At 48.6% G+C, this 13,390-nt stretch carries 11 protein-coding genes, 1 tRNA gene and 1 pseudogene; 7 read left to right on the plus strand and 6 right to left on the minus strand.

The genetic code is table 11. The features are described 5' to 3' along the window. Nucleotides 1-436: 436 nt before the first annotated feature. Nucleotides 437-1,627 carry a GTPase HflX gene (hflX, locus tag H608_RS0101165; RefSeq protein ID WP_028786058.1) on the minus strand — a complete coding sequence of 397 codons (1,191 nt, stop codon included), beginning with the start codon at nucleotides 1,625-1,627 and terminating at the stop codon, nucleotides 437-439. 86 nt (nucleotides 1,628-1,713) lie between these two features. Between hflX and H608_RS0101170 the strand changes: the two genes are divergently transcribed. Further along, nucleotides 1,714-2,667: a bifunctional helix-turn-helix transcriptional regulator/GNAT family N-acetyltransferase gene (locus H608_RS0101170; protein ID WP_028786059.1), complete on the plus strand. Its 954-nt coding sequence runs from the start codon at nucleotides 1,714-1,716 to the stop codon at nucleotides 2,665-2,667. A 51-nt stretch (nucleotides 2,668-2,718) separates the two neighbouring features. Here H608_RS0101170 and H608_RS0101175 read toward each other — a convergent pair whose 3' ends face one another. After that, on the minus strand, nucleotides 2,719-3,444 hold the full coding sequence (locus H608_RS0101175; protein WP_028786060.1) for an outer membrane beta-barrel protein: 726 nt from the start codon (nucleotides 3,442-3,444) through the stop codon (nucleotides 2,719-2,721). Nucleotides 3,445-3,873: 429 nt separating this feature from the next. On the opposite strand from H608_RS0101175, the gene H608_RS0101180 reads away from it, so the two are divergent. Both H608_RS0101180 and H608_RS24900 read left to right on the plus strand, forming a co-directional pair. Beyond that, a complete protein-coding gene (locus tag H608_RS0101180; RefSeq protein WP_028786061.1) occupies nucleotides 3,874-4,065 on the plus strand; it encodes a hypothetical protein in 192 nt (63 codons plus the stop codon). 284 nt (nucleotides 4,066-4,349) lie between these two features. Then, nucleotides 4,350-4,496 (plus strand): annotated as a pseudogene (locus tag H608_RS24900) (HigA family addiction module antitoxin); the annotation flags it as partial. Between the two features lie 201 nt (nucleotides 4,497-4,697). On the opposite strand, the gene H608_RS0101185 reads toward H608_RS24900, so the two are convergent. The 4 genes from H608_RS0101185 to H608_RS0101200 all read right to left on the minus strand — a co-directional run bounded on the left by H608_RS0101185 (nucleotide 4,698) and on the right by H608_RS0101200 (nucleotide 6,880). Continuing rightward, nucleotides 4,698-5,834 carry a hypothetical protein gene (locus tag H608_RS0101185; RefSeq protein WP_028786062.1) on the minus strand — a complete coding sequence of 379 codons (1,137 nt, stop codon included), beginning with the start codon at nucleotides 5,832-5,834 and terminating at the stop codon, nucleotides 4,698-4,700. Continuing rightward, nucleotides 5,831-6,373, minus strand: a complete 543-nt coding sequence (locus H608_RS0101190; protein WP_028786063.1) for a DUF4365 domain-containing protein — start codon at nucleotides 6,371-6,373, stop codon at nucleotides 5,831-5,833. The genes H608_RS0101185 and H608_RS0101190 overlap by 4 nt, the downstream gene beginning before the upstream one ends. Before the next feature lie 129 nt (nucleotides 6,374-6,502). Then, nucleotides 6,503-6,576, minus strand: a tRNA-Ile gene (locus H608_RS0101195). Nucleotides 6,577-6,634: 58 nt separating this feature from the next. Continuing rightward, nucleotides 6,635-6,880 carry a DUF4834 family protein gene (locus H608_RS0101200; protein ID WP_028786064.1) on the minus strand — a complete coding sequence of 82 codons (246 nt, stop codon included), beginning with the start codon at nucleotides 6,878-6,880 and terminating at the stop codon, nucleotides 6,635-6,637. A gap of 219 nt (nucleotides 6,881-7,099) precedes the next feature. On the opposite strand from H608_RS0101200, the gene H608_RS0101205 reads away from it, so the two are divergent. From H608_RS0101205 to H608_RS0101220, 4 genes are all read left to right on the plus strand, one after another. Continuing rightward, complete coding sequence (locus H608_RS0101205) at nucleotides 7,100-7,543, plus strand: ribosome maturation factor RimP (protein WP_245565698.1); 444 nt, start codon at nucleotides 7,100-7,102, stop codon at nucleotides 7,541-7,543. 54 nt (nucleotides 7,544-7,597) lie between these two features. Further along, on the plus strand, nucleotides 7,598-8,842 hold the full coding sequence (gene nusA, locus H608_RS0101210) for a transcription termination factor NusA (protein ID WP_038006608.1): 1,245 nt from the start codon (nucleotides 7,598-7,600) through the stop codon (nucleotides 8,840-8,842). Between the two features lie 113 nt (nucleotides 8,843-8,955). Further along, nucleotides 8,956-11,844 carry a translation initiation factor IF-2 gene (infB, locus tag H608_RS0101215; protein ID WP_028786067.1) on the plus strand — a complete coding sequence of 963 codons (2,889 nt, stop codon included), beginning with the start codon at nucleotides 8,956-8,958 and terminating at the stop codon, nucleotides 11,842-11,844. Nucleotides 11,845-11,958: 114 nt separating this feature from the next. Next, nucleotides 11,959-13,341, plus strand: coding sequence for a peptidylprolyl isomerase (locus H608_RS0101220; RefSeq protein ID WP_028786068.1), 1,383 nt, complete (start codon nucleotides 11,959-11,961; stop codon nucleotides 13,339-13,341). The last annotated feature ends 49 nt before the right edge of the window (nucleotides 13,342-13,390 follow it).

The following is a 13,390-nucleotide window of genomic DNA, read 5'->3' on the forward strand; positions in this document are numbered from 1 at the left end:
TCGTCAATCGTGAATAAACAGCCGTTGCTTAGGGCCTTTGCCCCTTATGCCGCTTTGCGTGATATTTAAAGAGAGCTTGAATCTCCACGGCTGTTTTACTTATAACCTATTACTTAAAACTTATAACTCTTTTGAATTATAACGGATTTTCTACCACTCCCGCATCTTTTACCTTTGCTTAGCGCCTTTGCCCCTTATGCCGCTTTGCGTGAAATTTAAGGAGAGCTTGAATCTCCACGGCTGTTTTACTTATAACCTATTACTTAAAACTTATAACTCTTTTGAATTATAACGGATTTTCTACCACTCCCGCATCTTTTACCTTTGCTTAGCGCCTTTGCCCCTTATGCCGCTTTGCGTGAAATTTAAGGAGAGCTTGAATCTCCACGGCTATTTTACTTATAACTTATTACTTAAAACTTATAACTCTTTTGAATTAATAAAAGAAGTCTGTCTTATACGGATAACGAATCCTGTACAGCTCTCTCACTTTTGTCAAAATAGTATTGCGTAATTCGTCGAGATTGCGGCGTTCGATGGCGGAAATAAAAACGGCATTGCCGTTGGTTTCGCTGTTCCACCGTTCTCGGAGGTCTTCGAGAATTTCGCGGCGTGTATCGTCGCTCAGCCATTCGTCGAAAGTGCGCGCCTCGTAGAGATCCATTTTATTGAAAATGGTCAGCACGGGTTTGTCGTGCACTTTCAGCTCCTGCAGGGTTTTATTCACTACGCCCAACTGATCTTCATAAGCGGCGTGACTGATATCTACCACATGCAATAAAATATCGGCTTCCCGCACTTCATCGAGTGTGCTTTTGAAACTCTCCACCAGGTGGTGAGGCAGTTTGCGGATAAAACCAACGGTATCACTCAGCAGGAATGGTGTGGTATCCAGCACGATCTTGCTGGTCGTTGTATCGAGTGTGGCGAATAATTTGTTTTCGGCAAACACATCACGTTTGGACAAAAGGTTCATGATGGTAGACTTACCGACGTTGGTATAACCGACCAGCGCCACGCGGATAAACTCGCCGCGCTCTTTGCGTTGGGTCTGTGCCTGCTTATCTATTTCTGCTAAACGTTTGCGAAGCAATGAAATCTTATCGCGGACAATACGGCGGTCCGTTTCGATCTCGGTTTCACCCGGACCTCTGGTACCGATACCGCCGCCGAGGCGTTCAAGGTGTTTCCACATACCGCGGAGGCGCGGCAGGATGTACTGGTATTGGGCCAGTTCCACCTGTGCGCGGGCCTGTGCGGTTTTTGCCCTTCGGGCGAAAATATCCAGGATCAGGTCGCTGCGGTCGATGGTCTTGGCGTTGAGTTCCTTTTCAATATTGTTAATCTGCGCACCGGTAAGCTCATCGTCAAAGATCACCAGGTTGATGTCTTTTCCCGTGATGTACTCACGGATCTCTTCCAGTTTACCTTTACCAACGAAAGTGCGGCTGTCGGGGTGTGACAATTTCTGTGTGAAGCGCTTAACGGCTTTGGCTCCGGCGGTTTCGGCCAGGAAAGCCAATTCATCCAGGTATTCCTGCAATTGCGGCTCTGTCTGGTCCTTTTGCACCATGCCTACAAGCACGGCCTTCTCTTCTTTCTCGATGACGTTCTTTTTCTCGATCATATGCTGTGTCAAAGATAGTTACTAAAACGGTGCCGCCGGAAATGAGCCGGTTTTGTATATTTGCGTAATCAATTACGTAATTAACTATGGAGTTTTATAGCCGCGTAGGAAAAATGGCCATTGGCAGCCGGCTCCGGCGTCTCAGCGAAAGATTAACCGACCAGGCTGCCGCTGTTTATCGCCTTTATGAAATTGATTTTCAGCCGAAATGGTTCCCCGTTTTTTATATGCTGTCTCAACGTGATGGCATGACGATTACGGAAATTGCCGCGGAGATTGGCCACAGCCATCCTTCGGTCAGTAAAATCGTGAGTGAAATGCGCAAGGCCGGGCTGATCGAAGGACGTAAAGATGACAGCGACGGCCGCCGCAACCGTGTGGTGCTTTCAGCCAAAGGGGAAGAAATGCGGGAAAAAGTGAAAGAACAGTACCAGGATGTGGAACAGGCGAGCCTGAAATTATTGAGCGAAGCCAATCATAATCTCTGGAAAGCGATGGAAGAATGGGAATACCTGCTGGACCAGAAAAGCCTCTTGCGCCGCGTGGAAGAAGCACGCAAGGAGCGCGAAAGCCGCGACGTACGGGTGATTGATTACACGCCTGCTTACCGCGACGCCTTCCGCGAATTGAACGAAGAATGGATCCGCACTTATTTCAAGCTGGAGCCAAGCGACCTGAAGGCCCTGCATCATCCGGAGGAATATATTTTAAATCCGGGCGGGCATATATTGGTGGCCATCGATAAAGCAGGTGAAGCCCTGGGTGTGTGCGCATTGATCCCGATGAAAGAAGGTCCGTATAAATATGAGCTGGCGAAGATGGCGGTATCGCCGGATACGCGTGGACGCGGGGTGGGTCATTTATTGGGCAAAGCGGCGCTGGGCTGGGCACGTCAGCATGGTGCGGAAAAGGTTTACCTGGAAAGTAATACGGTTTTAGCACCGGCTATCCGGTTATATGAGAAACTTGGTTTTCAGAAAATAACCGGTTATCCCTCGCCTTACGAACGATGCAACATCCAGATGGAATGTATCTTATAAAAAAAGCCCCGCCAGATGGCGGGGCATATTATTTAAAGGAACGCAGATCGGTTAAAGTCCGCTGAGTGTAATCCCGATGGAATATGGGCGGATTTCAGCGGCAACACCGTCTTTGAACAGGTTGGTAAGCTGATAAGAACCATAAAGCGTGAAGTGTCCCCAACCGATGCGCGCCGTGGCGGCAATGCGGGTAGTATTGAAATAACGCTTGCTGGCTTCTTTGAGTGTATAATCGTTGAGCGTGGTGCCGCTGCGGGATTTGAGCGTACGATTGCGGGTATGTGCATTCAGCATGGTACCCACTTTTACGCCGAGCGCCGCTTTGAAGCTACGGTCGCTGTTGTTCGGATCGGATACAAACCGCAATTCGAGGGGAGCCTCGAGATAGGTTGTAGCGAGTTTGGTCTTTTTGAAATAGTTGGTATCATTCAGGTCCTTGAAATCAAGGGTGGGCGAAGAGCCTTTGATATCAACATATGTTTTACGGAAAATGATATTGTCGGAGCCGATGCCTGCGCCGATGCCAACACTCAGTTTAGGATTGGACTTAAAGGGCAGGTCGAGCATGAAATAAATGTTCAGGCTTTTGGAAAAACCGCCGGTATTGATGGTGTCGGGTTGGCCGGCCCATCCGGTATAGCCGAGTTGCACCATCAGGTGATCGTTGGCGCGACCGGCCCTTTTGAATGGATTGCTCTTAACGGTAACGGTAGAGTCTTGAGCCGAGGCGGCCAGCGTCATGGCGAAACCTGCGACCAGCAGAAATACTTTCTTCATAATGAATGCGGTAATGGGCAAATGTATTTTCATCCGTGGTTAATAAAAGGTTAAAGAAGACGGATAAAGAACAAATACCGTGAATTAGGCCGCAAATATAGTTTTTTGGGGTAGAAATACAGAAAAACCGCGGATCATAGGCGTTTTTCACTTATTCGGAACTTACCCGTTTATTCTCCGGCTTCCGGTCCTCCGGCATACGATTATTGCAATAAAATGTGTGACTATTGAAACAAGACAGTCTATAAGCACAATTGGAAGTAGTTTCCATCGACTGAATAAATCCAGTCTTTAGTTTTTACTTCGGAGCACTAAAGAAGTTTTGACCTAATTTCAGCTTTGCCATATCTAGTTACTGTGCCGCTGAAGGAGCCCTGATCGGTTCGTCAGCGGACGCTGGTAGAGATTTGTGATCACAATTTTCTAAATATGAACTGGAAAACAACCCTTGGAGTAATACTTATTTTCGGTGCTGCAAGAGAACTGATGAGCGTTATAGTCGATTATCGTTCCGGCAAACTTCAGTCATGGCCCCTCGGTATTGAAATTGGTTGTGCCGCGGTTGTTGCTTTAGGAACTTATCTTATTTGGAAAGGTCAGAAGCAGAGAAAGTCACTGTGATCTGATTGGGAAAATAGATAAAATTTTCCATGTTTGGCAAACAAGCCTAGAAGTACTAATCATTGAAGCAAGTATAATTTCATCGCGTTTTGAATGATGTAGGTCTAAGTTTGGAAGAGTTCGATTCTTCCGTGCTTAAAAATGCATTTGCCCCAACAGACAGACATTCCCACCTGCAAGGGCTTTCTAACAAACTGGTGAACCTTTTTCAAGCTTGAAAACCGGAACGTTCATTTTGTCGACACAGCTTATGCGCAAACAAGGAATGAAGCCCATACAAACCAAGTCCAACCCTCAAACAACTTTACCTTGAACCCTTAGGCATAAGTCAGGCAGATGCAGCCGGCAATCTCGGGGTCACCCGCAAAACGCTCTCGATGTTATTGAATGGACATCAGGGAATAAGTGCGGAAATGGCATTACGCCTTTGAAAGGCATTTGGCACAACGCCGGAGTTCTGGCTGAATATGCAATGCAATTATGATTTGTGGAACGCCGGGCAGTATGTGAAGCTTTCGCAAATCAAAGTTTTTCGTAAGCGGCGATCTGTTGCTCGCACAGTGTAACATTCCGAAAAACAAAAGCGGTTGTAAAAAATATCTGTTCTTAAAAACCTACGTAAATCGCAGACATCAAGTCAACAAACTAAACTCAGTAATTTTTTCAATCAGCCCGAACCTGTTTTGCCTGTTGAGAATTCCTTTTGCCATAACATAGGCTCCGCCTTGCTGGTGAGCTTCGATAGCGGTCTTATATTTTTCTTTGTCCAGGTTTGCCCGGGCCCGGACTATTTCGTTTTCGATTAATACGGACAAGGTAACTTCTCCCGATCTCATACCGTCAGGCCCTATATCACCATTTAAAGATTCAACCGTTGCATAAAAAGTGTCGGCTACAGCTTTCGTTGCAGGAGCCAGATAATTCTTTAGCTCCTGGAGTTTGGGTTTATAGTCAAACGGGAAAGATACCCTTCGGGGAGCCGTAGGCACAGGATATGTTAGTGCTGAAGATTTACTCCAATTAAACAACAGCTCAAAGGGCAGTTCTCTTTCGTCATCAAAAACTTTAATCAGGGCGTCACAAAAGTTATAGCTGATTATCGGGTTGGTTTTTTTTGCTTCGGCCACATATAGCGCCTGAATTGAATTAGATTCTATCGCATCGATAATAGCCTGGGACGACTGACTGATAACTTCTATGGTTTGCCTTCCGATTGGCATATTGCTGCCACACTGTTCACTGAAAAATACCTTGCCGGAAGAAGCTTTTTCAAAGGGTATGGAAACCTTTATAATAAAACTTCCTTCTTCCGTATGCCGAAACCTGGTGTTTTTAATAATTTCCTGGGGCTCGGTTCTGTTGAGTTTACGATGAAACAACTGAGGGTTTACCACAGTACTCGCAGCAGATAGAATCAGTTGCCGGGTAGCAGCTATTGCCTGGTAAGCCTCTTCGAACGAAATTGAATTCACTGTTTTATTCGCAGAATAATACCGAACACCAATTACATCATCGTTGACCTCCCGAATATCTTCGGCGATAGCCTCAATTGGTTTTTTATAATATTCAGCTAATCGTTTTAAACTCATATAAGCCAATTCCTGAAACGAGGCAGAGGCAACCTCTTTTGGAAAAAGTAATTGCGTATTACTTCCGTCCGGACTGTTTAAAACAAATAACCCTTCCTGCAACGCCTCTTTAACGAGCGTCCAGTTGAGACTTTGTGCATAATCCCGGATCTCTATAGCACTTACATCGACAAATTTCATTTTGCGGAGCTTACATAGTTTGGAATCTTTTTTACTGCTGCCAGGTTAGCTATCCGGATCAATTCGTCCGGCGTCAGAAGATGGGATCTTGGAATATATATGGTTTGTCCGGAGTCGTTTCCGGATTGCTCGGCGCCATACAGGCAAATCCAATAAGCAGCGTGCTTCATTATCAATTCATCTTCGTCGCAGCCGAGCCAATCGTTTGATTCTCTCGGCAGAAACAATACAACCAATATTTTATAGATATCACTGTCCTCCCTTCTTAGTTTATCATATCGCTTCGTATCGTCGATAAAATAACGGGCATGCCCTTCATCTTTACCGGAAGAGCCGGTGGTCGCTTTTAATTGAATGTTTAGCTGAATATGCTTGTGAAAGGGGTGGCTTGTCACATTTCTGTAGTTTAGTTCAGCATCTACACCATGCCCATCGTCGTGTCTGTCACCTGGTTTGCAGCTCATTCCCGCTTTGCTGGCCACCGCATGGAGATAGGCGTAACTCAATTCGGCTTCTATGTTGTTTATGGTAAGGGCCATTTCTATCGAGGTTAATGGCAGCAAGATAATACCCCAATGTGCCGGCTACCGGTAATAAACGTTTAATTTTTTGCCTCGTTCCCTCAAACAAAAAAAGCACCTACAAAAACGTAAGTGCTTACTATTCAGTGGACCCTGCCGGGCTCGAACCAGCGACCCTCTGATTATGAGTCAGATGCTCTAACCGACTGAGCTAAGGGTCCGGTGCCATAAAGGCAGGCGCAAAAATAGCTATTTTGACGGCATTTACAGGAACCCCGTCTACTTTATTTCTTCAAATTCAATGTAATCGCCCTGGGATTTGGGAGCCGGCTGCGAAGAGGCCTGCTGATGCGGGGCCGCCTGAGCCGACTGATGCTGCTGGCGCGCAGCCTGCTGAAATTGCTCCTGCACCTCGCGGAATTGCTTCCGCATCTGGCGCGACGCCCGGTAAACCGGTATGATAAACCGGAATATGAGGTTGTACAGAAACCAGGCAAGCAGTATATAGAGAATGATCTTAAACATTGTGCAACAAAACTACCATTGTTTGTCTTTTTATAACCCCGCCACAGATAAATAGTTCGTTAAAGGTTTCCGCACTCCCGGCAAAAAAGATATCCACGGTTTTTTGACATTTCTATCGTATTTCTCCTTACCTTCGCATCGGAATTAGACAATAGAAGGGAACGAAATCGTTCCCTTCTTCTTTTGCCCGATATGAACAATGAAACTATAATTTCCACAGTGACCGAAAAAATCGGCCCGCTGCTGGAACAGAACCCATCACATTTCCTGGTTGAGATCAAAATCAAGCCTACCAATAATATTAAGGTATTTATCGACGGCGACCAGGGAGTAGGTATCGACCAGTTGGTACGGTATAACCGGCAACTCTACAAGGCTATCGAAGAACTGGGAACATTTCCCGAAGGCGATTTTTCGCTCGAGGTTTCCTCCCCCGGACTCGATGAGCCCCTCAAGCTGCAACGCCAGTACCTCAAAAATGTAGGCAGGTATGTTGAAATCTTACTCCTCGACGGCACCAAACTCGAGGGTAAACTTACCGGCGCCGATGACACCAGCCTGACGGTAGAAGAAGAAAAGGGAAAAGGAAAGAAGAAAGAACTGGTTTCACATACGATCCTGTTGTCAACGATTAAAACCACAAAAATTCAAATCAAATTTTAACCGGTAACCCGAAACAGTCAACTGTTCCGGAGCCAGATTTCAAATTTTGTTCTTATGGCAATCAATCTTATCGAAGCATTCCAGGAGTTCAAGGATGCGGAAAATATTGACCGTCCCACGATGATGAAAGTGGTAGAGGATGTGTTCAAGACCCTGCTGCGCAAAAAATTTGGTAGCGATGATAACTTCGACGTGATCGTGAACGCAGAGAAAGGTGACCTCGAGATCATCCGCCACCGCCTGATCGTGGAAGACGGACAAGTAGAAGATCCCCTGGCCCAGGTTGGTTACCAGGACGCCATCAAAGTTGAACCCGACTTTGAAGTAGGCGAAGATCTGTACGAAGAGATTGACCTGTACGATTTCGGACGCCGCGCCATCCTGGCCGCCAAACAAACTCTGGCCAGTCGTATCGGTGACCTGAAAAAGAACGTTCTCGCCAAGAAATATGAAGGACGCATCGGAGAAATCATCAGCGCCGAAGTTTACCAGGTCTGGAAAAAAGAAATCCTCCTGCTCGACGAAGAAGGCAACGAACTGATCCTCCCCAAAAGCGAACAAATCCCACAGGATTACTTCAAAAAAGGTGAAAATATCCGCGCCGTTGTGAAGAAAGTGGACATGAAGAATAATAACCCCGTTATTATCCTCTCCCGCACTTCACCCGACTTTTTGGCCAAGTTGTTGGAGATAGAAGTTCCCGAAATATTCGACGGCCTGATCGTTATCAAACGCATCGTCCGCGATCCGGGAGAACGCGCCAAAGTAGCCGTAGAGTCTTACGACGACCGCATCGACCCCGTAGGCGCCTGCGTGGGTATGAAAGGTAGCCGTATCCACGGTATCGTCCGCGAACTGAAAAACGAAAATATCGACGTGATCAACTGGACCAGCAACACACAGTTGCTTATCCAGCGCTCCCTGACACCAGCCAAGATCACCAATATGGAACTCGATGCAGAGAAAAAACACGCCAACGTGTACCTCCGCCCCGATCAGGTGTCACTGGCCATCGGCCGCCGCGGTGTAAACATCAAACTCGCGAGCGAACTGACCGGCTACGAACTGGACGTATTCCGCGACAACGAAGGCGAAGAAGAAGAATTTGACGTTGACCTGGAAGAATTCAGCGACGAAATTGAAACATGGGTGCTCGATGAACTGAAACGCGTAGGCTGTGACACCGCCCGCAGCGTACTCAACCTGACACCGGAAGAACTGGAACGCCGTACCGACCTGGAAAAAGAAACTATTTCCGAAGTACGCCGTATTCTGCAGGCCGAACTCGAAAGCGAATAAAAACGCTTCCCGACCACTGCCTGTAAGCGCAGCGATGCAGCTTTCCGGTGCAGCCCGGTGCCTTATTGAACCCGTGTGAGAGCATTTGACTTTATAGACTATAAATAAACTGAATGTCAGAAACAACCACATTACGATTAATGGCTGCGGCCAAAGAGTTCAACATCGGTAAAGAAACCCTTGTGAACTTTTTGGTGGGGAAAGGCTTCAATCAGGATGACCTTAAACCAACCTCGAAGCTGACCGAGGAGATGTACCGTGCCCTGCAAACGGAGTTTCAGAGCGACAAGGCCGCGAAAGAAAAAAGCGACCGGGTAGATCTTCCCAAAGGCAACATCGCTGAGCCGCGCAAGAAGAAAGAAGAAGCAGAAGTCCTTTTCAAAAAAGAAGACAAACCTTCCAAAACAGCCGAGCCCGCAAAGCCCGCCGTGGTGGAAGAAAAAGCGCCAGAGCCCGCTCAACCCGAAGCTCCGGCCACTCCCGAAGTAAAGGCAGAAGAACAACCAAAACAGGAAGAGGCCAAGCCTGAACCCCCGGTTACAGGTATCAGCCCCAAAATCATCGATAAGATCGACCTCTCCGCTATCGATTCTTCTACCCGCCCCAAAAAGGTAATCAAGAAGAAAACCGAAGAGAAAAAAGAGGCCGTTCAACAGGAACAACCCGCTCAACCCGAAGCTCCGGCCAGGGAAAAAGAAGAGGTTGCAACGCCTGCCGTAACAGCAGAAACTCCCGCAACACCGGCCGTTGAAGAAACACCCGGCGTTAAAGAGACTTCCGAAGAAGAACAGGCTCCCGTTATCGAAAATATCAAGGCGGAAAAACTCGAAGGTCCCAAAATCCTCGGCAAGATCAACCTGCCCGTGGACAACGACACCCGCCCGAAAAAAGACGAAAAACGCAAACGCATCCCGATCGAGAAAAAAGATACCAAAGCTCCTGATACAGGACGCAGCGGTCATCAGGGTCAGGGTGGCCAGCGCCCCCATCAGGGCGGTAACGCCGGTCGCGGCGGCCATCAGCGTGGCGGCACACAAGGCGGCGGTAACCGTCGCGGTGCTCCCGTTCGCAGAGAAGATAAACAGATCGACGAGAAAGAAATCCAGGAAAAGATCCGGGAAACGCAGGCCAAGTTGTCCGGCGGCGCCAGAGGCGGCAAAAATTTCAAGGCGAAACTCCGCCGCGAAAAACGCCAGGAAATGGCTGAAGCCATGGGCAACCAGACCGAAGACGGCAAGTTGCAGGTGACCGAGTTTATCAGCGTTAGCGAACTCGCCAACCTGATGGACGTAGGTTTCACCGAAGTCATCAGCAAGTGTATGGGCCTCGGTATCATGGTTTCCATCAACCAACGCCTCGACGCTGAAGTAATCGAACTGGTAGCCAGCGAATTTGGTTTCGATGTTGAGTTCATCGACATGGATAAACAAGCCGAACTCGAAGAAGAGGAAGAAGATGACAGCCCTGAAGACCTCGTGCCACGTTCCCCCATCGTTACTATCATGGGTCACGTTGACCACGGTAAAACCTCCTTGCTCGACTATATCCGCAATGCCAACGTGGTTTCCGGTGAAGCCGGCGGTATCACCCAGCACATCGGCGCCTACGAAGTAACTGCGCCGAGCGGTAAGAAGATCACCTTCCTGGATACACCAGGTCACGAAGCGTTTACCGCGATGCGTGCCCGCGGTGCCAAGATCACCGACATCGCCGTAATCGTGGTAGCTGCCGACGACGCCGTGATGCCTCAGACAAAAGAAGCCATCAGCCACGCACAGGCTGCCGGCGTTCCGATGATCTTCGCCGTGAACAAAATCGATAAAGACGGAGCCAATCCGCAAAAGATATACGAGCAATTGTCAGGCATGAACATCCTGGTAGAAGAGTGGGGCGGTAAGTTCCAGAGCCAGGAGATCAGCGCCAAAAAAGGCCTGAACATCGACCTGCTGCTGGAAAAGATCCTCCTCGAAGCCGAATTGCTGGAACTGAAAGCCAACCCCAACAAGTTGTCTAACGGTACCATCATCGAAGCAACACTCGACAAAGGCCGCGGTTATGTAGCCACCGTACTTGTACAAAATGGTACACTGCGCCAGGGCGACCTCGTAGTGAGCGGTCAGTACTTCGGACGTGTGAAGGCAATGTTCAACGAACGCAACGAACGCAGCGAAGGCGCCGGTCCTTCAGCTCCCGCAGTAGTGCTGGGCCTGAACGGCGCTCCGCAGGCCGGCGAAAAGTTCCGTGTATACGAGGACGAAGCCGAAGCCAAAGAGATCGCCTACAAACGCGGTCAGATCCTCCGCGAACAGGGTATGCGTACCAAGAAACACATCACCCTTGATGAGATCGGTCGCCGTCTGGCCCTGGGTAACTTTAAAGAACTGAACGTGATCATCAAAGGTGACGTGGACGGTTCCGTAGAGGCCCTCAGCGACAGCTTGCAGAAACTGAGCACCGAGGAGATCGTGGTAAATGTGATCCTGAAAGGTGTAGGTGCGATCAGCGAAAACGACGTTTCACTGGCCAACGCTTCCGATGCCATCATTATCGCGTTCAACGTACGCGCCAACCTGCAGGCAGCACGCCTGGCCGAACAGGAAGGTATCGAGATCAAACAGTACTCAATCATCTATAACGCCATCAACGACGTGAAAGCAGCCATGGAAGGCCTGCTGGAACCGAAGATCGAAGAGAAAGAAGTGGCCACAGTCGAAATCCGCGAGGTGTACAAATTCGACAAAGCTACCGTTGCAGGTTGTTATGTACAGGAAGGTAAGATCAAGCGCGACGCGAAGATCCGCCTGTACCGCGATGGTGTACTGATCTACCCTCGTACGGAAGGCGGCTTCGCCGAACTGGCGAGCCTGAAACGCTTCAAAGACGACGTGAAAGAAGTAGCCAGCAATACGGAGTGCGGTCTTACTATCCGCAACTTCGCCGACATCCAGGTGGGTGACACCGTGGTGGCTATTGAAGAAGAAGAAGTTAAGCGAACACTTTAATAAAGCAAGGGGCTGGCCGCAAGCCGGCCCCTTTTTCATTTCAGACCAGAAAATATTTGTTAAATAGACCGCCCTCCGCACCACCAGTGTGCCGGCGGGTTTATTTTTGATACTATGCGTTTTATCCAAACTCTCCTGCTGGCTGCATGCCTGCTCACCGGAGCAACCGTATTTGCACAGGGTCAGTCTTTCAAAGCCGTGGCTGACAAGATCGTTGCCGTTGTTGGTGACAAGATCATCCTGCGCTCCGATATTTATAACTCTATCGCTGACGCTCGCCGCCAGGGTGCCAACGTTCCCGAGAAAGCCGAGTGCATGCTGCTGGAACAGGCCATCATTTCCAAAGTACTCATGCTGCAGGCACAGAAGGATTCCCTGCCCGTTACCGACGAAGAAGTAGAAGCTGAACTCGATCAGCGTATCCGCTACTACGTTAACCAACTCGGCAGCGAAGACGAACTTGTGCGCATGGCCGGTAAGTCCGTTTACCAGATCAAGGACGACGCCCGCGAATCGGTGAAAGAGCGTAAATGGGCCGAAGCGATGCAACGCAAGATCGTAGAGAACGTACGCATTACTCCACAGGAAGCCAAAGCGTTCTTCGACAAAATTCCTTCAGACAGCCTGCCGTTCTTCGAATCGGAACTGGAAGTTGGTCAGATTATTTTTTATCCGAAAGCTACCCGTGACCTGGAGGAATACATCGTTACGGAAATGAATAACTACAAACGCCAGATCGAATCGGGCTCCATTTCTTTTGAGGCGCTTGCAAAACGAGTGTCTGAAGACCCGGGCAGCCGCGACCGCGGTGGCATGTACGAGATCAACCGCAACGACAAAGGCATGTGGGATCCCGTTTTCCTGTCTACTTCCTTCCGCCTGAAAAAAGATGAGATTTCTGTTCCCGTGAAGTCCGACCGCTTCGGTTACTTCCTCATCCAGATGATCGAACGTAAAGGTGACAAGGCAACCATCCGCATGATCCTGCGCGTGCCGCCAGTGACCAAGAATGAAATCCTGGCCTCCACTGTCAAACTCGATTCAATCCGCACACTGATCACTACCGGTAAAATGAACTTCAACGAAGCTGCGACCAAGTTCAGCGAAGACCCTTCCGTTAAGTTCTCCGGCCCCTTCATGATGAACCGCGAAGGCAATCCTTATGTGACCATCGATCAGTTGGATAAAGAAACTGTGGCTCTTATCAGCAAAATGAATGTGGGCGATATTTCTCCCGCAACAGCTTATACTTCCGAAGAGAAAAAAGCCGCCGTGCGTATCGTTTTCCTGAAGTCCCGCACAGAGCCGCATATCCTGAACCTCCGCGACGACTACAACCGCATTGCCTCCGAAGCATTGGAGCAGAAAAAAGCGGAAGTGATCGACAAATGGATGGCTACAAAAATTCCGACCTATTATATCATGGTGGATAAAACCTCTTCTGAATCCTGCGAGAGTTTGCAGAAGTACAATAGCACCGATTCACGCGGATTTTAATATGGAAAAAACTGGCAGTGAGGAAACTATGATTTAATTTTCCCATTGT

The organism is Terrimonas ferruginea DSM 30193 (assembly GCF_000425585.1).
GTDB classification, from domain to species: domain Bacteria; phylum Bacteroidota; class Bacteroidia; order Chitinophagales; family Chitinophagaceae; genus Terrimonas; species Terrimonas ferruginea.